This window comes from Raineyella fluvialis (assembly GCF_009646095.1).
GTDB classification, from domain to species: Bacteria; Actinomycetota; Actinomycetes; order Propionibacteriales; family Propionibacteriaceae; genus Raineyella; species Raineyella fluvialis.
In genome coordinates, this window is the sequence record NZ_CP045725.1 from 2,039,200 (window position 1) to 2,060,718 (window position 21,519).

The 21,519-nt window shown below is 70.6% G+C and carries 17 protein-coding genes and 1 pseudogene; 12 read left to right on the top strand and 6 right to left on the bottom strand.

What is annotated here, in order from left to right; translation table 11 throughout:
* The first annotated feature begins 5 nt into the window (after positions 1–5).
* The 10 genes and pseudogenes from Rai3103_RS09255 to Rai3103_RS09300 all read left to right on the top strand — a co-directional run bounded on the left by Rai3103_RS09255 (position 6) and on the right by Rai3103_RS09300 (position 11,088).
* Positions 6–830, top strand: coding sequence for a nucleoside phosphorylase (locus tag Rai3103_RS09255; RefSeq protein WP_153572360.1), 825 nt, complete (start codon positions 6–8; stop codon positions 828–830).
* 118 nt (positions 831–948) lie between these two features.
* Positions 949–1,635 (top strand): DedA family protein, encoded by a 687-nt coding sequence (locus Rai3103_RS09260; RefSeq protein ID WP_153572361.1) that lies wholly within the window; start codon positions 949–951, stop codon positions 1,633–1,635.
* Positions 1,636–1,807: 172 nt separating this feature from the next.
* A complete protein-coding gene (locus tag Rai3103_RS09265; RefSeq protein WP_153572362.1) occupies positions 1,808–2,881 on the top strand; it encodes a PfkB family carbohydrate kinase in 1,074 nt (357 codons plus the stop codon).
* 105 nt (positions 2,882–2,986) lie between these two features.
* The gene (purD, locus tag Rai3103_RS09270) at positions 2,987–4,243 is read left to right on the top strand and encodes a phosphoribosylamine--glycine ligase (protein WP_153572363.1); all 1,257 of its coding nucleotides are present in this window, start codon (positions 2,987–2,989) and stop codon (positions 4,241–4,243) included.
* 15 nt (positions 4,244–4,258) lie between these two features.
* A complete protein-coding gene (gene purB / locus Rai3103_RS09275; RefSeq protein ID WP_153572364.1) occupies positions 4,259–5,692 on the top strand; it encodes an adenylosuccinate lyase in 1,434 nt (477 codons plus the stop codon).
* A gap of 190 nt (positions 5,693–5,882) precedes the next feature.
* Positions 5,883–6,770 (top strand): annotated as a pseudogene (locus tag Rai3103_RS09280) (phosphoribosylaminoimidazolesuccinocarboxamide synthase); the annotation flags it as partial.
* A gap of 91 nt (positions 6,771–6,861) precedes the next feature.
* Positions 6,862–8,046, top strand: coding sequence for a TIGR04053 family radical SAM/SPASM domain-containing protein (locus Rai3103_RS09285; protein WP_153572365.1), 1,185 nt, complete (start codon positions 6,862–6,864; stop codon positions 8,044–8,046).
* A gap of 120 nt (positions 8,047–8,166) precedes the next feature.
* Positions 8,167–8,409: a phosphoribosylformylglycinamidine synthase subunit PurS gene (gene purS / locus Rai3103_RS09290; protein ID WP_153572366.1), complete on the top strand. Its 243-nt coding sequence runs from the start codon at positions 8,167–8,169 to the stop codon at positions 8,407–8,409.
* Complete coding sequence (gene purQ, locus Rai3103_RS09295; RefSeq protein WP_153572367.1) at positions 8,406–9,083, top strand: phosphoribosylformylglycinamidine synthase subunit PurQ; 678 nt, start codon at positions 8,406–8,408, stop codon at positions 9,081–9,083. The genes purS and purQ overlap by 4 nt, the downstream gene beginning before the upstream one ends.
* A 4-nt stretch (positions 9,084–9,087) precedes the next feature.
* Complete coding sequence (locus Rai3103_RS09300; RefSeq protein WP_153572368.1) at positions 9,088–11,088, top strand: hypothetical protein; 2,001 nt, start codon at positions 9,088–9,090, stop codon at positions 11,086–11,088.
* Between the two features lie 20 nt (positions 11,089–11,108).
* Here Rai3103_RS09300 and lysX read toward each other — a convergent pair whose 3' ends face one another.
* From lysX to Rai3103_RS09315, 3 genes are read right to left on the bottom strand one after another with little or no spacing between them, the layout of a single operon-like run.
* Positions 11,109–14,369, bottom strand: coding sequence for a bifunctional lysylphosphatidylglycerol synthetase/lysine--tRNA ligase LysX (gene lysX / locus Rai3103_RS09305; protein WP_153572369.1), 3,261 nt, complete (start codon positions 14,367–14,369; stop codon positions 11,109–11,111).
* Positions 14,366–15,523, bottom strand: coding sequence for an alpha/beta hydrolase (locus tag Rai3103_RS09310; protein WP_153572370.1), 1,158 nt, complete (start codon positions 15,521–15,523; stop codon positions 14,366–14,368). Before Rai3103_RS09310 ends, lysX begins: the two co-directional genes overlap by 4 nt.
* 5 nt (positions 15,524–15,528) lie before the next feature.
* The gene (locus Rai3103_RS09315) at positions 15,529–16,305 is read right to left on the bottom strand and encodes a PrsW family intramembrane metalloprotease (RefSeq protein WP_194793076.1); all 777 of its coding nucleotides are present in this window, start codon (positions 16,303–16,305) and stop codon (positions 15,529–15,531) included.
* Between the two features lie 64 nt (positions 16,306–16,369).
* On the opposite strand from Rai3103_RS09315, the gene Rai3103_RS09320 reads away from it, so the two are divergent.
* Positions 16,370–17,920, top strand: coding sequence for a sensor histidine kinase (locus Rai3103_RS09320; protein WP_153572372.1), 1,551 nt, complete (start codon positions 16,370–16,372; stop codon positions 17,918–17,920).
* On the opposite strand, the gene Rai3103_RS09325 is transcribed toward Rai3103_RS09320, so the two are convergent.
* The 3 genes from Rai3103_RS09325 to Rai3103_RS09335 all read right to left on the bottom strand — a co-directional run bounded on the left by Rai3103_RS09325 (position 17,902) and on the right by Rai3103_RS09335 (position 20,569).
* Positions 17,902–18,570: a response regulator transcription factor gene (locus tag Rai3103_RS09325; RefSeq protein ID WP_153572373.1), complete on the bottom strand. Its 669-nt coding sequence runs from the start codon at positions 18,568–18,570 to the stop codon at positions 17,902–17,904. The two genes, Rai3103_RS09320 and Rai3103_RS09325, sit on opposite strands and share 19 nt — an antisense overlap.
* 113 nt (positions 18,571–18,683) lie before the next feature.
* Complete coding sequence (locus Rai3103_RS09330; RefSeq protein WP_153572374.1) at positions 18,684–19,397, bottom strand: hypothetical protein; 714 nt, start codon at positions 19,395–19,397, stop codon at positions 18,684–18,686.
* Positions 19,394–20,569 (bottom strand): AI-2E family transporter, encoded by a 1,176-nt coding sequence (locus Rai3103_RS09335; protein ID WP_153572375.1) that lies wholly within the window; start codon positions 20,567–20,569, stop codon positions 19,394–19,396. Before Rai3103_RS09335 ends, Rai3103_RS09330 begins: the two co-directional genes overlap by 4 nt.
* Before the next feature lie 111 nt (positions 20,570–20,680).
* On the opposite strand from Rai3103_RS09335, the gene Rai3103_RS09340 reads away from it, so the two are divergent.
* Positions 20,681–21,511, top strand: a complete 831-nt coding sequence (locus tag Rai3103_RS09340; RefSeq protein ID WP_153572376.1) for a fumarylacetoacetate hydrolase family protein — start codon at positions 20,681–20,683, stop codon at positions 21,509–21,511.
* Positions 21,512–21,519 lie beyond the last annotated feature (8 nt).

Consider the following 21,519-nt stretch of genomic DNA (forward strand, 5'->3'; position numbering starts at 1 on the left):
GCGCCATGGAGCCCGAGCCGTCGTTCCCGCTCGACACCGAGGCGGAGCTCGCCGACGACCTCGAGCAGGAGGGCTTCCTCGAGCCGTCGGCCCTCTACGAGCGGGTCGACGTCCCCGAGTCCGTCGTGCTGGCGTTCCTGCCTCAGACGGTTCGCGAGGTGGGGGACCGCGAGGGGTCGACGGTGAGCCGGACGATCGGCGACATCCTCGAGCCGCGACCGCTCTACGAGCGGGAGCACCGGGGCGTACGCGTGGGCTGGTGCTACCCGTCGATGGGCGCCCCGCACACCGCCATGGTGATGGAGGAGCTCATCGCCCGGGGAGTGCGACGGTTCATCGCTGTCGGTTCGGCCGGGGTGCTGCGGCCCGAACTGGTGATGGGGCACCCGTTCGTGGTGACCAGTGCGCTGCGTGACGAGGGCACCAGTTCGCAGTACCTCACGCCCTCGGCGGTCGTCGAGGCCGATCCGCTCGGTGTCCGGGCCTGCCGCGAGGCCCTGGTCGAGGGCGGCATCGGCTTCTCCACGGGTCGTACCTGGACGACCGATGCCATCTACCGGGAGACGCGGGGCCGGGTGCGGCGGCGGATGGACCAGGGGTGCGCAGTCGTGGAGATGGAGGCCGCCGCCATGCTCGCGGTGGCCCGGTACCGTGGTGTCGGCTTCGGGCAGATCCTCTTCGGGGCAGATTCGCTCGCCGGAGAGGCCTGGGAGTCCCGGGCGTGGCCCACTGCCGCCGCCGTGCACGAGGCGATGTTCTGGTGGGCGATGGATGCCGCCGCGCGCCTCGGTGAACTCGAGGCAGCAGGCGGCAAGAGTCGCCAACCCTGAGAGAACGGTGAGAAACACGTCTTGTAGGCTGTGAATCCCCTGTGTGTCCTGACGGGTTTGTGCCGGTTCGGGCCCTCGATTCAGAGCCTGCACAGTTCGATGCCGCACCATAGGACGTATGGATTTGGCGACACTTGTTCCTCAGGCGGTTCCCGGACTGCATTTCCTCAGCGACCCCGCGGCGCTGCTGCAGCAGCTCGGCCCGTGGGCTCTCGTGGGCATCGCCCTGATGGTGTTTATCGAGTCCGGCCTGCTCTTCCCCTTCCTCCCCGGCGACTCCCTGCTGTTCACCGCGGCACTGCTGCTCACGCCGCTGGGCCTCAACTTCTGGGTGCTGATCCTGGTGGCCTTCGTCGCCGCCTTCCTGGGTGACCAGGTGGGTTACTTCCTAGGCAGCCGCTTCGGCCGGGGTCTGTTCAAGGACGATGCCCGGGTCCTGAAGACCGAGCATCTGGTCCGCGCGGAGGAGTTCTTCCACAAGTACGGTGGCCGCTCGCTGGTCCTGGCCCGGTTCGTCCCGGTCGTACGGACCTACGTCCCGCTGGTCGCTGGGATGGTTCGTCACCCCTACAGCCACTTCATCGGCTGGAACGCGTTGGGCGGTGCCCTGTGGGTCGCCATCATGACGACGGCCGGTTACTTCCTGGGCGATTTCCCGCCGGTCAGGAACCACGTCGACCTGATCGCCATCATCATCGTCTTCGTCTCCCTGCTCCCGATGGGCATCGAGATCCTTCGCGCTCGGCGGTCGAACCGCGCCCCGAAGCGCGCGCTGGATACCGCCACCGAGCGCGAGAACGTCTGACCGAATCCCTGTTCGTCCTCTCGTCGCCCGCTGCTCCCCGTCTGGGGGTGGCGGGCGACGTGCGTCTCCCCGCCCGCGGTTTGGGACGCCAAGTCCTGGCAACGACGTGATGCAGACCACCCCGATGCGTACGGTCGAGGTAGAGCCGTGTCGAAGGGGAAAGGTCCACACCATGCAGCTGCGCGAGGATGCCCGCTGGTCACTTGTCGTTCCGACGTCCATGGGGGTGAGGATCACGCCCGTGGACCGCCAGCCCGTCCACACCTCCGACCGTTTCGTGATGCAGGTCACCAGTGCCGAGACCAACGTCGCGAGTGTCGTCTCCTACCTGGGCCAACCGACCAAGGTGCTCACCGCCTTCGTCGAGGGCTCACCCATCTCGGCGATGATCAAGTCCGATCTGCGGGCGCGGTTCATGGAGTTCGAGGGCCCGGACCTGCCGCAGGGCGACGCCTGGGGCCTGCGCCACCAGTTCAACATCGCCGACGGGGGCTTCGGTGGCCGTGGTCCACGGGTCTGGAACGACCGGGCCGGCGAGGTCGGGCGAGAGCTGAGCGCCGACCAGTTCGATCTGGACCGGATCTTCGGCGTGGAGGGTGTGAAGATCCTGCACCTGTCCGGCCTCGTCGCCGCGCTCTCCCCGAAGACCTCGCGGTTCTGCGTGGAGCTGGCCAGGGCTGCGAAGAAGCACGGCACCGTGGTGGCGATGGACCTCAACTACCGCGCGTCCTTCTGGAAGGGGCGGGAGGAGGAGCTGTCGAAGGCCTTCCACGAGATCGCCGAGGTCTGCGACATCCTGTACGGCAATGAGGAGGATTTCCAGCTCTGCCTGGGCATCGAGGGCCCCGAGGCCGGTGGCACGTCGATCGAGGAGAAGATCGAGGACTTCAAGGCCATGATCGGCCGCATCCAGGAGGCGTTCCCGCAGGCGACGTACGTCGGCACGTCGCTGCGTGAGGTCGTCTCGGCGAACCACCACAAGTGGGGCATGGTGCTGTGGGGGGAGGGCGAGTTCGTCGTCTGCCCGCTGCGCGACATCGACGTCTTCGACCGGATCGGCGGTGGCGACGGCTCGGTCGGCGGGGTCCTCTACGGGATCCTCAAGGGCTGGCCGGTCGAGAAGTGCGCGCAGTTCGGCTGGGCCACCGGCGCGCTGGCCGCGACCTCGACGCTGGACTTCGCCGCGCCCGCCGACGAGGAGCAGGTCTGGTCGATCTGGGAGGGCAACGCCCGGGTCAAGCGCTGAGCCGGCTGCCCGTTGGTGGTCGCCGAGGGCCCGCGAGTGGTCGCTGAGGGCCCGCCTGTGGCTCGGCTGGGTGATCGTCGGCCCTGATCGGTAGGCTGGGGGGTGATGCAGCCGCAGTCTGTCCTGGTCGTGGGGTCCGGTGGCCGGGAACATGCCCTCGCCCTCGCCATCAGCCGTGACCCCGCCGTCTCCCGGGTCCATGTCGCACCAGGCAATCCGGGGACGTCCGGGTTCGCCACCAATCACCCGGTCGACCAGAACGATCCCGCGGCCGTCGCGGCCCTCGCCACGTCCCTCGGCGTCGACCTGGTGGTCGTCGGTCCCGAGGCCCCGCTCGTCGCGGGGGTGGCGGATGCCGTCCGCGAGGCCGGCATCCCCTGCTTCGGGCCGTCGAAGGCGGCGGCCCGCCTCGAGGGATCCAAGGCCTTCGCCAAGGAGGTGATGGCGGCCGCGCACGTGCCGACCGCCGCGGCCCGCGTGTGCAGCACTGAGGAGGAGGCCGCCGCCGCCCTGGACGAGTTCGGGCCGCCGTACGTGGTCAAGGATGACGGACTGGCTGCCGGCAAGGGTGTCGTCGTGACGTCCGACCGTGCCGAGGCGCTCGCCCACGCCGTCGCCTGCGGGAACGTCGTCATCGAGGAGTACCTCGACGGGCCGGAGGTGAGCCTCTTCGCGATCTGCGACGGCAGCAACGTGCTGCCGTTCGACCCGGCTCAGGACTTCAAGCGGGTCGGAGACGATGACCGCGGACCCAACACCGGCGGGATGGGTGCGTACACGCCACTGCCGTGGGCCCCGCACGACATCAAGCAGCAGGTGGTCGACGCCGTCATCCAGCCGACCGTCGACGAGATGGCGCGCCGCGGCACGCCGTTCGTCGGCCTGCTGTACGCCGGCCTCGCCCTCACCTCGAAGGGCCTGCGGGTCGTCGAGTTCAACGTACGTTTCGGGGACCCCGAGACGCAGCCGCTCCTGGCCCGCCTGACGTCCCCGCTCGGCCAGGTGCTGTACGCCGCGGCGACCGGTGCGCTGGACCCCGAGGTGCCGCTGCAGTTCGGCTCCGGGTTCGCCGTCGGCGTGGTGCTCGCCGCGGCCGGCTACCCGGCCTCCCCCCGGAAGGGGGACGTGATCGTCGGCGTCACCCCTGACACCAAGGGCGTCATCCAGGCGGGCACCACCCTCGACGTCGCCGGCCGACTCGTCTCGGCGGGCGGCCGGGTCCTCACCGTCGTCGGCACCGGCGACTCGCTCGCCGAGGCCCGCGCCCGTGCCTACCACCGGATGGAGGACGTCCACCTGCCCGGTGGCTTCTTCCGTACCGACATCGCGCTGCGGGCGGCCCGCGGCGATGTCACCTACTGAACCGAAAGGACCACCGTGACCGTCCCCAACGTCCTGGCCACCCGTTACGCGAGCGAGCAGATGCGCCGCATCTGGTCGCCGGAGAACAAGATCATCGCCGAGCGCCGGCTGTGGATCACCGTCCTGGAGGCCCAGCGTGATCTCGGGGTGGACTTCGGGGGCGACGATCCGGACACGGTGATCGAGGCCTATCGGGGCGTCGTCGACAGGGTCGACCTCGACTCGATCAACGCTCGGGAGAAGGTCACCCGTCACGACGTCAAGGCGCGGATCGAGGAGTTCTGTGCCCTCGCCGGCTACGAGCACATCCACAAGGGGATGACCTCGCGCGACCTGACCGAGAACGTGGAGCAGTGGCAGACGCGTCAGTCGCTCGAGGTGATCCGCGACCGCGTCGTGGCCGCTCTGGCCCAGCTCGGCCGCCTCGCCGCCCAGTACACCGACCAACCCGTCGCCGGACGCTCGCACAACGTGGCGGCGCAGATCACCACCCTGGGCAAGCGCTTCGCCACCGGCGCCGACGAACTGCTGGTGGCGTACGAGCGGATCGAGGAGGTCCTCGGCCACTTCCCGCTGCGCGGCATCAAGGGCCCGGTGGGTACCAGCCAGGACATGCTCGACCTGCTCGACGGTGACGACGCGAAGCTGGAGGAGTTGGAGCGGCGCGTCGCCGAGGGGCTGGGCTTCGGCCGGGTGCTCACCTCGACCGGCCAGGTCTACCCGCGATCGCTGGACTTCGACGTCGTGTCGGCCCTGGTGCAGGTCGCCGCCGGGCCGTCGGACGTGGCTACGGCGATCCGGCTGATGGCGGGCAATGAACTCGTCACCGAGGGCTTCAAGCCGGGCCAGGTCGGGTCCTCCGCGATGCCGCACAAGATGAACACCCGTTCCTGCGAGCGGGTCAACGGCATGTCGGTGATCCTCAAGGGCTACCTGACGATGATCGCCGATGTCGCCGGCAACCAGTGGAACGAGGGCGACGTCTCCTGCTCCGTGGTCCGCCGGGTCGTGCTGCCGGATGCCTTCTACTGCCTCGACGGACTGTTCGAGACCTTCCTCACCGTGCTGCAGGACTTCGGTGCCTTTCCCGCGGTGATCGAGGCCGAACTGCAGCGCTACCTGCCCTTCCTCACCACGACGAAGGTGCTGATGGCCGCCGTCCGCAAGGGTGTGGGTCGTGAGCACGCGCATGAGGCGATCAAGGAGAACGCCGTCGCCGTCGCCCTGGAGATGCGCGAGACCGGTCGCAAGGACAACGACCTCTTCGATCGGCTCGCGGCGGATCCTCGCCTCGGGCTCGGCCGCGAGGAGATCGCCGGGCTGGCCACCGACCCCCTGGAGCTGACCGGCACCGCCCGTCGGCAGGTCGAGCGGATCGGCCAGCAGATCCAGCAGATCATCGACGCTCACCCGGAGGCAGGGGCGTACGTCCCGGGCGCTGTTCTCTGAGGGTGTTCCCGTTCCGGCGGCGTGGCCCGTGGGGCGGCCGGAGTCGGTGATCGAGAATTACGTCATAGGGCTGCCCTATGACGTAATTCTTGATCACTGCCCGGGCCTGCCCGGCCCTGCCCCGCCCCGCCCTGCCCGGCCCTGCCCTGCCCGGCCCTGCCCTGCCGCGTTCGCCGTGGCCGACGGGGACATGGTCATCAGGGCGCAGTGGCAGGATGACCCTGTGAGCCAATACGCGGAGCTGGGACTGCCACTGATCCACGCGGGCAAGGTGCGCGAGCTGTATGCGCTGCCCGAGGCGGACCGGATGCTGATGGTCGCCACGGACAACATCTCGGCCTTCGACTGGGTGTTGCCATCGACGATCCCCGACAAGGGGTCCATCCTCACCCAGATGTCGCTGTGGTGGTTCGACCAGCTGCGCGACCTCGTGCCCAACCACGTCATCTCGACTGACGTGCCCGCTGCGGTCGATCGGCGCGGTCTGGTGGTGGAGAAGCTCACGATGATCCCCGTGGAGTGCGTCGCCCGCGGCTACCTCACCGGATCCGGCTGGGCGGAGTACCAGCAGTCGCGCACGGTCTGCGGCATTCCGCTGCCCGAGGGACTGGTCGACGGCTCCCGCCTGGAGGAGCCGATCTTCACCCCCGCCACCAAGGCCGAGCTGGGCGAGCACGACGAGAACGTCGACTTCGAGACCATGGTCGGCACCGTCGGGCGGGAGACCGGCGAGGCCATCCGCGACCTGACTCTGCGGATCTACCGGGCCGCCGAAGAGATCGCCCGTACCCGCGGCATCATCCTCGCGGATACCAAGTTCGAGTTCGGCGTCCGGCCCGACGGCACCATCGTGCTGGCCGACGAGGTTCTCACGCCCGATTCCTCCCGCTTCTGGGATGCCACCACCTGGCAGCCGGGCGGCAGGCTCGACTCGTACGACAAGCAGTACGTCCGCAACTGGCTCGTGCAGGAGTCCGGCTGGGACCGCGCCTCCGGGGAGGCGCCGCCGCAGTTGCCGGCCTCGGTCATCGCACAGACCCGGGAGCGCTACCTCACCGCGTACGAGCAGCTGACCGGGATGGCCTGGGACTGACTTCGCTTCGGCATCCGGAACCCGGCAAGCTTTTATACGGATAGCTCGTGCATAATGAGGGCCGAATGGAGGCCCCATGACTCTCACCGGCACCCCCGCCCCCCGTCGGGTCGTACGCACGCAGCACCAGGACATCGATGACAAGCCCTTCATCGTCATCTGGGAGGTGACCCGGGCCTGCCAGTTGGTCTGCAAGCACTGTCGCGCCGATGCCCAGACCCGCGCCGATCCCCGCCAGCTGAGCACGGCCCAGGGCAAGGCCCTGCTGGACGACATCGCCCGGTGGGACACGCCTCGTCCGCTGGTGGTGCTGACCGGCGGCGACCCGTTCGAACGGGCCGACCTGGCCGAGCTCGTCGCCCATGGCACCGCCGCCGGCCTCTCGGTGGCCCTGTCGCCCTCCGTCACCCCGAAGTTCACCGCCGATCGGCTGGCCGAGTTGCACGAGGCCGGAGCCAAGGCGGTGTCGCTGTCGCTCGACGGCGCCCGGCCGGAGACCCATGACGCGTTCCGGGGCTTCGAGGGAACGTACGCGGCCACCCGCCGTGCGGCCGTGATGGTGCGCGAGCAGGGGCTGCGGCTACAGGTGAACACCACGGTGACCCGCGACAACGTCGGCGAGCTGCCCCGGCTGCTCGGTGACGTGCTCGAGATGGGCGTCGGGTTGTGGAGCGTGTTCTTCCTCGTCCCCACCGGCCGGGGCGAGGACCTCCACGCCCTCGGCGCCGAGGCGACCGAGGACGTCCTGCACTGGCTGGCGGAGGTCTCCTCCCTGGTGGCCATCAAGACCACGGAGGCGCCGCACTACCGTCGCGTCGTCCTCCAGCGGGCCGCTGCCCGGGCCCGGAACCTCCCCCTGCCGACCACCGGGCCGCTCTACGAGCAGCTGATCGCCGGGACCGTCGAGGTGCTGGGCCACGAGATCGTGCCCACCCGCGTCCCCCGGCCGCCGATCGACGTCAACGCCGGGCGCGGCTTCGTCTTCGTCGACCACACCGGCGACGTCTACCCGTCGGGCTTCCTGCCGTTCCACTGCGGTTCGGTCAAGGAGGCCGGCCTGCGGGTCATCTACCGCGATTCGCCCATCCTCCGCTCGCTGCGGCAGCCGGAGAGCTTCGGCGGGGCCTGCGGAGTGTGCGAGTTCCGGGAGGTGTGCGGCGGTTCTCGTTCCCGGGCCTACGCCGTCACGGGTGACCTGCTGGGCGCGGACCCGGCCTGCGTGTGGCAGCCGGGCGAACTGAGCGGCCGAACGGGGGAGTGAGACGCGGGGCAGTGAGGTGCGAGGAAGTGAGCGGCCGTGCAGGGCGAGGCGGCGCGCGGGGCGCGGGGGCGCTGCGGGACCGGCGGCGTCCTCCAGTCCCGACACGCTAGGATCAGCGCCATGGCCCGTGTAATTGTGGACGTCATGCCCAAGCCCGAGATCCTTGACCCCCAGGGCAAGGCTGTGACCGGCGCCCTCGGCCGCCTCGGCTTCCCCGGCCTGTCCGTACGCCAGGGTAAGCGCTTCGAGATCGAGGTCGACGGGGACGTGACCGAGGATCGGCTGGCGGAGGTGCGGGAAGCCGCGGAGCGGCTGCTGGCCAACACCGTGATCGAGAACTTCGACGTCCGGGTGGAAGAGTGACCACCAGGATCGGTGTCGTCACCTTCCCGGGCACGCTGGACGACTCGGACGCGGCGCGCGCGGTGCGACTCACCGGCTCCGAGCCCGTCGCCCTGTGGCACGGCAACGACACACTTGAGGGTGTCGACGCGGTCATCCTCCCGGGTGGATTCTCCTACGGGGATTACCTGCGCTGCGGGGCCATCGCGCGATTCTCGCCGGTGATGGGGGAGCTCATCGCCGCGGCGAAGGACGGACTGCCGGTGCTTGGCATCTGCAACGGGTTCCAGGTGCTCGCCGAGGCCCACCTGCTGCCGGGCGCGCTGATGCGCAACGCCTCGCGGACCTTCGTCTGCCGCGATCAGAAGCTGCGCGTCGAGACGCGTGACACGGTGTGGTCGAACGCCTTCCAGCGCGGCCAGGAGATCACCATCGTGCTCAAGTCGGGCGAGGGCAACTACATCGCCGACGAGGAGACGCTGAAGCGCCTCGAGGACAACGACCAGATCGTGTTCCGCTACGTCGGCAATCCGAACGGCTCGGCCCACGACATCGCCGGCATCACCAACGAGCGTGGCAACGTCGTCGGCCTGATGCCGCACCCCGAGCACAACGTCGACCCGTCCGCGTCGCCGACCACCGACGGCGTCCCGTTCTTCACCAGTCTGGTCGACTACCTCCAGCGCGTCTCCTGAGGCCGTGTCCACGAGCACACCGGAGGACGGGAAGGGGGCCGTCACCGGGGAACCCGTGGAGGTGGCGGGCACCGGCGTGCCGGAAGCCACCACGCGGCCCGGTCGCGTCTGGTGGCGGCAGCACTGGCTGCGCCACCTCCTCGGCCTGGCCGTCGTCCTGGGCGTGCTGATCGGCGTCATCCGGCCCCTGCAGGTCACGCCGTCACCGATCCCCGCCGCGAACCTCGTCGTCATCGGGGTCGGCGAGCGGACCGAGCTCCTGCCCGTCGATCGCGAGATCCTCGACGCGCGCGCCAGCACCGCCGCGTACGGTGTGGTCGTCAGCAGCCGGCAGAGTGGTGAATGCGTCTCCACGGCGTGGCTGACGCTCGGTGCCGGCGCCGAGGCCCGTACCGCGGACCAGTGCTCCCCCCAACTGGTGCTCACCCCCGCAGCCCGCCTCGCCGGCCGGGGCGGCGCCGCGATCACGAACTGGTCCCAGCTGGCCGCCCTCAACACCTCCCCGGTGACCGCCCTCAACGCCTCCCCGCGGACCGACCTCGGCGCTCTCGCGGCGTCGGTCCCCACCGGTGCCGACGATCCCCGCGCCTGTCTGGAGGCTGTCGGGCCGGGGGCCGCCCTCGCCGCCGCGGCCCCGGACGGGTCGGTCGCGCGCTATGTCGAGCCCAGCACGTGGGCGGCCGGCGACTACGCCACCCAGTGCCGGGTCACCATCGTCGACCCGGTGCTCGGTGCCGACGACATCATCCGGCGGCTGGCGGGGCGTCCCGACACCACCCTCCTCGTCCTCGGACTGGGGCCGGCCGGCCCGCAGGCCGGTTCCCGCAGTGGTCCTGTCCGGGCGGCGGCTGCCGGCATCCGTTCGGTCGAGGCGGCCTATCGGGTCGATCCGGACGGTTCAGGGGCCGTGCCGGGGGCGCTCTCGTCGGGTACCACGCTCGAGTCCGGAGTGATCACCCTCCCCGACGTCAGTGCGGCCATCATCGGCCAGCTGCACGGCAGCGGCTCAGCCCCCGCGCCGGCTCCAGCCAGGACCACGGCCAGGGCCACCGGGATCGAGGCCGGCGCCGCCCTCGGTGTGGTCCCGGGACAGGTGTCAGCCGCCGTCGCCTCCTCGCTGCTCCATGAAGTGGCCACGCTGCAGCGCCGTGGGCCGATCATGGCCGGCGCCGCGGCCCTCTTCGGGCTCGTGCTGGCGAGTGTCGTCCTGATGATCTTCCGGCGGCGGTGGCGGCCGGCCGGGGTGCTGGCGGGAGCGCTCACCACGTGGCCGGTAGCGCTCCTCGCCGGCGGGATGGTGCCCTGGTACCGGACGACGCAGCCCATCCTTGCCGGGCTGGCGACCGTCCTCGGCGCCTGGATCGTCGCCGTCGTCGTGGCCCGACTGCTGACCACCCCACGCCGCCCGACGGGGATCGCCGGCGCCGCCCTGAGCCTCGCCGTGACCGCGGCCTCCGCGGCGGTGGGAGACATCTGGCGATGGGGCACGCTGTTGGATTCCACCACCGCGCTGGGGCCGGACTGGTTCGGCATCGGGCCGGGGGCCGCGGGCGTGTGTGTCGCCTCCGCCCTCGCGATCGCGGCCTGGTGGGCCGAGCGACTGCCGAAGCGGCAGAGTGTCCTGGCGATCATCGGTCTGGTGGTCATCGTCGGTGTCGCGTTGTGGCCGAGCGTCACCTACGTCGTCGCCCTCGCGGCCGGCGGGGCGGTGCTGACCTTCGCCGACACGGCTCGTGACTGGGTCCGTCAGGCGATTCCGTGGGCGGATCCCCTGTTCGTCGGGACTGCCACCGCCGCGCTGGTCGCGGCCCTGGTGGGCACCGTGGTGCCCTCCCTCGCCTCGGGCACCATCCTGCTCGCGGCGACCGCGGACAGCCCACTCTTCGGCGGGGTGGTGATGGGATGGCTGGCCTCGGTCACTCTGGCCCTGTGGCTGCAGCTGCGGGCACCGGAGTGGTTCGCCGCGCGCGACGAGGGCCGGCTGCCCGATCCGCTGTCACTCTGACGCCCACCCCGTACGGGCTGTCAGCCCTTGGGGCGGACGAAGGGGAAGGTCAGCACGTCGCGGATCGGTCGATCCGTCAGCGCCATCACGAGGCGGTCGATGCCGATCCCGAGCCCACCGGCCGGGGGCATGCCGACCTCCAGGGCGCTGAGGAAGTCCTCGTCCACCTCCATCGCGTCGGGGTCGCCGGCGGCCGCCCGCCACGACTGCTCCACGAGGCGGCGGCGCTGTTCCAGCGGGTCGGTCAGCTCGGAGTAGGCGGTGCCCAGCTCCATCCCTCCGGCGACCAGGTCCCAGCGCTCGACCAGCCCCGGCTCCGTGCGGTGTGGGCCGGCCAGTGGGGACGTCTCGGCGGGGAAGTCGGTGTAGAAGGTAGGGCGTACGGTCCGGGCCTCGACCAGCTCACCGTAGAGCTCCTCGAGCAGGGCGCCGGGCCCCCAGCCGTCCTTGACGTGGATGCCGTGGTCCTCGGCCAGACCGAGCAGGACCTCGAGATCGGTGTCCATCGAGACCTCGGTGCCGGTCGCCGCCGTAATCGCGTCGCAGACCGTGACCACCGGCCACTCCCCGGAGATGTCGACCAGCTCGGTCCCGTAGCCGAGGTCGAGCGGCATCACCTCGCGGCCGTGGACTGCCACGGCTGCCGCACGGATCAACCGCGCGGTCAGCCGGCGCATGTCGGTGTAGTCGGCGAAGGGGGCGTACGCCTCGAGGACGGTGAACTCCGGGTTGTGGGTCGCGTCCACGCCCTCGTTGCGGAAGTTGCGCCCCAGTTCGAAGATCGGACCGAAGCCGCCGACGAGGAGCCGCTTCAACATCAGCTCCGGAGCGATCCGCAGCACCAGGTCGGTGTCGTACGCGTTGATCTCGGTCCGGAACGGACGGGCCGCGGCACCCCCGTGGAGCGTCTGCAGGATCGGGGTCTCGACCTCCTGGTACCCGGCGTCACGCATGGTGAGGCGGAGCGCGTCGATGGCGCGGGAACGGGCCAGCAACGCCTCGCCCTCCTCCGGGTGGACGAGGAGATCGAGGGAACGGTTGCGCAGCCGCGTGTCGGGGTTGTCGAAGCCCTGCCAGGGCAGCGGGCGCAGTGACTTCGACAGCATCCGCCAGGAACTGACCGCCCAGGACGGGGTGCCGTTGCGGGTCCGGGTCGGCGCCGCGCTGACCTGCACCAGGTCGCCGGAGTCGACCAGGCGGGCGAACTCCGCGATCGCCTCGCGGCCGAGCACGTCGGCCTCGAGGACGAGTTGGGCGTGGGCGCGACCGTCCACCAGATCGACGAAGCAGACCCCACCGTGGTGACGGATCCGGCGCACCCGCCCGGCGATGTCACGACCGTCCGGCTGGTCCCCGTCCACGTCCCGCAGTCGCACCACGTCGACCCGACCGAGCGGGTAGCCCGACCGGCCCGAGGACCGCAGTGCCTCGAGGTGCCTGATCCGATGCCGGGTCTGGTCGTCCCGGCGAGGATGCAGCCCGTGGACGGGACGCCGGTTCTCCAGTTCGCGGATGGTCTCCACGTGGGCCGGGTCGAGCCGCCCGCCCACCTCGGCGCCCCGCATCCAGGGCGGCAAGGGCAGGAAGCCCTCCGCCTGACCGGCGGCGATCGCGACCGGGACCAGGTCGATGATGGAGGGCAGGCAGACGTAGCGCGGCTGCCAGGTGGGCTGGTACTTGGCGTTGGACAGGTACAGGCGCTCCACCTGCCAGTAGCGGTCCATCCAGCTGAGCATCTGTGAGTTGAGTCGGCTGATCGCGCCGGCGCTCACGTCCTCCGCCTCGGCGAAGACGCGGCGGAAGAACGCGAAGTTGAGGGAGATCCGGTTCACCCCGTTCTCCCGGCACCAGGCCATCAACTCGGTGACCAGGAGTTCGTTGGTGCCGTTGGGGGCATCGGGTGAGCGGCGCATCAGGTCGAGGGAGAGTCCGCGCCGGCCCCAGGGGACGAAGCTGAGCAGGGCGATCGGCTCGCCGTCCTCGTCGACCGCGGTGACCAGCAGGCACCGGCCGTCCGCGGGATCGCCGACGCGGCCCAGGGCCATCGAGAAGCCCCGCTCGGTGCCGCCGATCCGCCAGTCCTCGGCCAACTGGTCGAGCCTGGCCAGGTCGACGTCGTCGAGGTCGTCGGCCCGCTGGATCTGGACGCTCACCCCGCTGCGGCGGGCCCGGCGCTGCGCATGGCGGACGGCGGTCAGGCTGGTGGAATCCAGGTGGAACCGCTCCGGGTGCAGGATCGCCTCGTCACCGAGGTTGATCACCTCGGTGCCGATCGAGGTCGCGTAGACGCGTGCCCCGGCCTCGGAGCAGGCGAGCACCGCCGGCGTCCAGCCGTACGTGCGGGCGTACGAGGCCCATTCGTGGACCAGTTCGGGCCACACCCGGCGGTCGCCGATCGGGTCACCACTGGCCAGGCAGACCGAGCCGATCACGCGGTAGGCGATGACTGCGCGCCGGTTCTGCGAGAAGTAGAGCATCTTGTCGCGCCGGGTCGCGTAGTAGCCCAGTGAGTCCTCGTCGCCGTACTCGGCCAGCAGCTCGCGTAGCGCGACCTCGTTCTCCTGTTGCCAGCCGCCGGTGAATCGGGCCGAACGGAGGAACGCCCCGACGGCGAAGAGCAGCGAGAGGCCGGCGATGGCGCCGGTGACCTGCGGGATGACCCGCCCGATGATGACGTGCCAGGTGCGTGGCGCGGGCAGGCCGACGGCGTTGAGCAGTGCGGTCGACAGCACCTGCAGGGCCGGCCCCTGGGCATCGGAGGTCGTGCGCAGGAGCAGGTGGGTGATCCCCAGGTCGAGCAGCAGGCCGGCGGCGAAGATACTGATGGCGACGCCCCAGGAGCCGCGTTTCACCCGGGCGGGGAACGCCGGACGCAGCCACACGACCAGGATGAGCAGAGCTACGGAGATCGCCAGGTTGACGCCGGCGATCGCACCGCGGTCCATGTCGTGGAAGGGGATCGACGGCGGCGTCCGGTGCCTGATGGTGTAGATGAAGACGAGCACGTCGGCGATCACGCCGATCAACTGGAAGCCGGCGATCACCATCAGGGCGAACCGCTTGCGCTTCATGATCGCGGTGGTGAGCAGGGCCAGGCCGATCACCGAGACGAGCGAGGCCGTCACCGGGACGTTCAGCGTGATGAAGAACTCCTGGACCATCCACCGCGGCGGACGCCGGACGAGGCGGTGCCGGATCCAGTCCGACGCCGCCACCACGGTGGCGACGACGTACAGCCAGGTGAAGATCTCGGCGACGACGCGGCGCGCCTTCGTGGTCATGAGGCTCGCCAGGCGAAGGCCGGTGAGACCTGTCCGAGCCATTGCAGCCCGGCGGGCAGCCCCTGCATCCAGACCCCCCACTGGTGGCCGCCGGATTCCTGCAGGGTGGTGGTGAGCGTCGTCGGGACGTGGACCGCCTTCTGGAACTCCGTCAGGGCCGTCATCGAGGTCTTGTCGTCACGGGCGGCGTACGCCCAGATGTCCACCTTCGGCTTGGTGCTCTTGACCACGGCCGAGAGGTCGTAGGTGGGATCGTTCACCGGCCGGTGTTGGGGACCCTTGCCCCACTCGGGGGCGAAGTAGCCCGACATGGCGATGGCCCGCGCATAGTGGTCGGGATGGCGTACGGCCAGCATCGGAGCACAGTAGCCGCCGGCGCTGTAACCGACAGTGGCCCAGGCGTCGGCCGTCGTCTCCGCCCGCAGGTTGGTGAGCGCCCAGTTCCTAACGTCGGAGTCGATGAACGTCTCCCACTGGGCCTGGTCGCTGCCCTGGGAGAAGTTCGTGCACTCGGTGTCGTTGTTGCCGGGGAACGTCGTGGGGACGACGACGATCGCCTCGCGCAGTTGCTTGTCGCCCTGCAGGGACGAGATCATGTTGCCGACGTTGAGTTTGTCCTTGTACGTGAGGGGGCTGCCGGGGCTACCGGTGAAGCCGAACAGCACCGGGTAGAAGCGGTTCGGGTGCGACTGGTACGACGGGGGCAGCCAGACCAGGGCCATCTGCGAGATCCCGGACGTGGAGCCGCTGATCGTCACCGAGAGGTACTGCCCGCCAGAGGCGTCGGCGGAGTAGCCGGGGAGCGCGGGGTTGTGGGCCGGGTCGGCCTGCAGGGCGGTGGCGTTGCCGATCGCCTCGGGGGCCGCCGTCACGCCCTTGTCGTTGGCCCCACGGGAGGCGTGCGTGACGCTGGTGGCCGACGTGAAGCCGAAGGCGTCCGCCCAGGTGGTGTACCAACCGTTGTTCTTGTTGAGGGCCAGACCGATGAGGAGCAGCGAGAGCGTGATGCTGCCTCCCAGGGCGATCACCTGGGTGAGGACCGCCCGCCAGACCCCGGCCCTCTGCCGAGGCACCCAGCCGATCGCCCATCCCAGCACGACGGCCAGCAGGAGTCCGATGAGCGCGATGAGCCATGGTGAGGTCAGGCTGAACACTCCGCTCACCTTACGGCACCCGACGGGATCCTGCGTTCCCGCGCGACCAGCAGCAGCACGCTCACCGCTGCGATGAGGACGTGGGCGAGCCAGGACGCGGACAGCGTGTCCCACAGCGCGTGCAGCAGCACGACGACGACGTACGTCGCCACGAAGCCCAGCAGCGCACGGCCGACGGGGCGCGTCCGGAAGTTCCAGAGCGAGGCGCCCAGCAGGCCGGTCCAGGCCAGGTGACAGGCGGGTGCGAAGACACCGCGGACCAGCAGGATCTGGTCGACGGCGGCGAGGCTGTGGGAGGTGAGCAGGGTGGTGAAGCCGTACCCCATCGTCTCCAGGACGGCGAAGCCGGCGCCGGACGCGACGCCGATGACGAGCCCGGCCCGGGCGTCGGTCACCGCCCGGGAGGCGAAGGCCAGCGCCCCGATCGGCACCAGGATCTTGAGGGTCTCCTCGATGACGGCCACCGTCAGCATCGGCCACTGGGAACGTTGCGTCGCGGTGGCGTACTCGAGGACGCCCGCGGCCAGGACTCCCAGGACACCGCTGAGGACGGCGACCCAGGCCACCAGCCGGCCGTCGACGACGCTGTCGCCGGTCGGCCAGTTGAGGTAGGTGAGCACGGTCAGGGGGGCCACCAGAGCGCCGAGCAGCAGCAGGGTGGGGAAGAGGTTCGGGTTGGCGGTGACGACCATCGAGAGAAGTACGAGCCAGTAGAGGACTCCCGTCCCGGTGAGAACGAGGATCCAGCGCCAATTCGGAGCGGACCGGTCACTCTTGCCCATGCTTTCGAACTTAGGTCGGCCGCACTGAAAGCCTGCTGAGCGTTCCGTACGGCAGGATGGAGACATGTCCGCCGTACGCGAGCCCGGACCGGTCGGCGACGCGACCGATGCCGGGGGACGTCACGCCGCGGAAGGTCACGCCGCCGAGGGCCGAGCGTCCGAGGGACCCGGCGTCCGGGGCCAGGCCGCCGTCGTCGCCGTGCTCGTCCTCGCCTTCGCGCTCTTCACCGGCGGCGGGATCATGCTCGGCGCCCTCGGGGCCAGTCTTCGCCGGGGCGTCGAGGACATCCAGCGGGCCAGGCTCGCCCAGGCGGTCGCGATCATCACCGAGAACGGCATCCCGGCCCTGGAGACGGCGGAGGTCCAGTACCTCGGTGTGGGCGGAGCGCTGCAGGTCATCGATCCCACCCGCACCGGCCCCGACGCGGTGGTGTTCGCGGCGGACGGCCGCTGGGACGAGCCGGTGACGACGGCGGCGCCGGCCCCCGGAGTGACGGTCGTCGACCGACATGCCCGCGCCCCGCAGGGCGGCAGTTCGCTCCTCGCGGTGGCCCAGGGCGTCCGGTCCGGCGGGGCGGCGTACGTGGTCGTCACCGCAGGTCCCCTGGTGGGGGTCGAGCGCGCGCTGCGCCAGGACGCCCTGTCCCTCGTCGTCGGGGTGCCGTTGCTGTCCTTGCTGGGCGGTTGGGCCGTCTGGCTCCTGGTCGGCCGTACGTTGCGGCCAGTGGAGGAACTGCGCTCGGCGGTCGAGGAGATCGGTGCGGCCGACGTGACCGGCCGGGTGCCGGTGCCACCCCGGCACGACGAGATCGGGCGGTTGGCGGTGACGATGAACGCGCTGCTCACCCGGATCCAGCACTCCCGCGACAGTCAGAGGCGATTCGTGGCGGACGCCAGCCACGAGTTGCGCTCCCCGGTCGCGGCCCTCGGTGCCGGGCTGGAGATCCTCGAACACCGCCCGGAGGAACTGCCGGCAGTGCTCCCGCTGCTGGTCACCGAGACCCGTCACCTCGCCTCGCTCACCGACGGGCTGCTGATGCTGGCCCGCGCCGATGCGGGGATGTTGCGGCGGCGCAGCATCGATGTGGACCTCGACGACATCCTGGCGGCCGAAGTCGTCCGGCTGCGGGCGTCCGGTCGCCTGCTCGTGGAGGCCCATCTGGCCGCGGGACGGGTGGTGGGGGAACCCGACGACCTGTTCCGGGCCGTCCGCAACCTCGTCGACAACGCGGCCCGGGCCTCCCGGGGCCGGATCGGCCTGTCGGTGGTGGTGGAGGGTGCGGACGTGGTGGTCCGGGTCGATGACGACGGGCCCGGCATCCCGGTGACCGAGCGGACCCGCATCTTCGACCGCTTCGTGAGGCTCGACTCCGACCGCGCCCGGTCCAACGGCGGGGCGGGCCTGGGCCTGGCGATCGTGCACAGTGTCATCAGCAGCCATGGCGGCACGGTCACCGCGGGGGAGTCACCCTGGGGAGGAGCCCGGTTCGAGATCCGGCTGCCCTCGACGGGCACCCCGGTGGTGGCCGAGGAGGACGAGAGCGGCGGGCTCGACGACAACGACCAGCAGGACGGGACGGGCGGGCCGGACCGCCCTCAGCCGCCCAGCCGATAGCCGCGGCCCCGGAGCGTCTCGATCGAGCGCACCCCGAACGGTTCGTCGATCTTGCGGCGGAGGTAACCGATGTAGACCTCGACGATGTTGAGGTCCCCGTCGAAGGCCGCGTCCCAGACATGGTCGAGCAGGTCAGCCTTGGACACCACGTCCCCGGCGCGTCGCATCAGGTACTCGAGGAGGGCGAACTCCTTGGCCGTGAGACGGATGTCGGTGCCGTTGCGGGACACCCGGCCACTGGACGGATCCAGCGCCAGGTCGCCGACGACCAGCACGGACGGCCTCGGCGGTGCACCGCGGCGGATCAGCGCACGGAGCCGGGCGCTGAGGACGGCCAGGCTGAAGGGCTTGGTGAGATAGTCATCGGCCCCCAGGTCGAAAGCGTCCACCTGGTCCAGGTCGCCGTCCTTGGCGGTGAGCATGATCACCGGCACCCAGATCTCCGCCTTCCGGATGCCCTTGAGGACGTCATAGCCGTTCAGCCCCGGGAGCATGATGTCGAGGACCACCGCGTCGTACGGCTCCTCGGTCGCCGCCCACAACCCCTCCGGGCCGGTGCGGGCGACATCGACACCGAACCCGTCCGGCGCCAGACCTCGTTGGACGAGCTCGGCCAACGACCTGTCGTCCTCCACCAGCAGGACTCGCACGTGCCGCACCTCCCCGCCGTCGGCTGTGACGCGTTCCGTGAACACCCCCTGAACAGTCACAGTACGACATCGGCGACGTTCGTGAGGGGCAGCCGGGCAGGTGCCGGCGATGCTCACCCGATGAGGAACGACCCGGTCATCAGCCACAGCACCACATCGAGGCCCAGGCCCAGACCGGCCAGCAGGATCAGGGCGGTGCCGACCCGGCCGAGGGGCCCGGCGAGCGATCGCCAGGTCCGCCGCATCCAGCGTCCGACCGGGTCCCCGGCGCCGAGGGCGACGGCGATCGCCAGCGCCACCAACGGGGACTGGCTGAGCAGCCACCACAGCGCCGCGATGCCCAGGGCAGGTCCGGCGTGCAGCCGGTGGACGAGGGCGACCAGACCCCAGAAGCCCGGGTCGCCCAGCACGGTGAGGCCGTACACCAGCCCGGCCAGAGTCATCGCGGCGATACCGGTGCCCCGCTGGCGCCGAGGCCGCTCCTCCTCGTCCTCGTCGCTCTCGTGTCCCGGGCGTCCTCCGTCCCTGCGTCGCGAGGCCAGGCGGCGTACGCCCCAGAACAACAGGCCGGCCGCGGCGAGTGCTTCGACGGTGCCCCAGACGACGTCGGGGATGGGCGGTACGCCGTGCTGGAGGACGACGGAGGCCAGGAGATCCAGGATCATCGCGGCGGCGACGATGACCGCTGCCCCTGCGGCGGTGAACGCGACGGCTGCCGCTCGTCCTGCGCCCCGCGCCACGGCGGCCAGCAAGGCCAGTGCCCCGAACGGATCGAACCCGACGATCGACAGCCCGACGCAGGCGGCGACGGCTTGCCAGCCGGTCATGCGGTGGGAGCGTCCCCGGCGGGCGGGTGGGGCTGTCCCGGGCCGTGGTCATCCGGCCCCTTGCCGTGGAGGGGCAGCGGCATCGGGCGGCGGGCCGACGTGCGGGCGTACGTACGGATGCCGGCGTTCGCCATCGCCAGCGTCGGCACGGCGAACAGGGCCCCGACGGCACCGAACATCATCGTCCCGGCGGTCACCGCGAAGATGACCGCGAGCGGGTGCAGGGCGACGGCGCGGCCCATCAGGAACGGCTGCAGGATGTGCGACTCCAGCTGCTGCACGCCGGTGACGATCGCGAGCATCACCAACGCCGGTACCCATCCCTGGAAGACCAGGATGGTGAGGATGGCGACGGCACCGCCGAAGACCACGCCGATCACCGGGACGAAGGCGGTGACGAAGACCAGGATCGCCATCGCCATCGCGAACGGCGACCCGAGGATGGCCGCGCCGGTGCCGACGAGCAGCGCGTCGAGGGCGGCGACCAGGAGCTGGGTGTGGATATAGGCGGACAGGCTGCGCCAGCCGCTGCGAAAGGCGGCGTCGATGCGGACCCGCGACTCGATCGGGAAGCCGCCGATGAGGAAGATCCAGATCCGCCGGCCGTCGGCCAGGAACATGATGGTGGTGATCAGGCAGAGGAAGGTCCCGACCACGCTGTCCACCGCCGAGGATCCGACCCGGAACGCCCCCTGGGTGAGGTTGGTGGTGTGTTGGCTCACCCAGGTCTGCACCTCGGTGAACACCCGGGCGATCTGCCCCGGTCGCAGGTGCAGGGGCCCGCTGGAGAGCCAGGTCTGGAACTGCAGCAGGCTGCCGGAGAAGTCCAGATGGCTGTGGGTGACGCCACTGGCGATGCGATGACCGACGATGGCCAGCAGTCCGCCGGCGACCGCGGCGGTCAGCAGGACGCTGATCACTGCCGCGACGCCACGGTGCAGGCGCACCCGGCGGTGCAGCCAGGTCACCATCGGGCCGAGCAGGACCGCCAGCAGCAGGGCCACCATGGTGGCCGTGACCAGGATGGGGATCTGTTCGAACACCCAGGAGACGCCGTAGCCGACCGCCACGAGGACGATCAGCCGCCAGCCCCAGGCCGCGGCGATCCGCAGCCCCCGCGGTATCGCCTCGTCGATCGAGGCGGAGGTAGGTTCCGGTGTGCTGGTGCTCACCCCCCAACCCTACGCCGCTGTGCCTGGGAGTGGACTGATTCCGTTGCCGTGCCGCCCCCGGGCCGGGAATGATCGTGATCCGACACGACCCGATTCCGAAGGAACGTCCCGATGCGCCTCGCCACCCTGCGTACGTCCACCGGCACCGTCGCCGCCCGCCTGGACGGCGATCACTACACCCTGATCGAGGGCTGTGAGGACCTCAGTGAACTGCTCTGCGAGCCCGACTGGACCGAGATCGCCGCAGCTGCGGCGGGTGACGTGGTCCCCGCGGCACGGGCCGAGCTGGCGACGCTGTTGCCGGCTCCGGGCAAGGTGATCTGCGCCGGTCTCAACTACGCCACCCACATCCGCGAGATGGGCCGTGAGCTGCCCGAGCATCCGACGCTCTTCGCGAAGTTCGCGGACAGCCTCACCGGACCGTACGACGACGTGGTGGCTCCGGCGGAGGACCCGATGCTGGACTGGGAGTGCGAACTGGGCGTGGTCATCGGCCAGGACGCCTACCGGGTCACCGAGGCGGAGGCCGCCGATCACATCGCCGGCTACACCGTGGTCAACGACGTGTCCATGCGTGGCTACCAGCGTCGGACCGGGGAGTGGTTGCAGGGCAAGATCTGGCAGTCGGCGACCCCGGTCGGCCCCGTGCTCGTCACTCCCGACGAGTTCGACCCCGAGCACGCCGCGATCACCACGAAGGTCAACGGCAGACTGATGCAGGAGGCGAACACGGGTGACCTGGTGTTCACCGCGGCGAGGCTAGTCGCGTACCTGTCGACGATCATCACCCTGCGCCCCGGCGACCTGCTGCTGACCGGCACCCCCGGTGGCGTCGGCCTGGCCCGCGACCCGCAGGTCTTCCTCCGCCCGGGGGACGTCGTCGAGGTCGAGGTGGACGGACTGGGCCGGCTGGAGAACCACATCGTGCCGCCTCGGCACTGAGCCGGCCG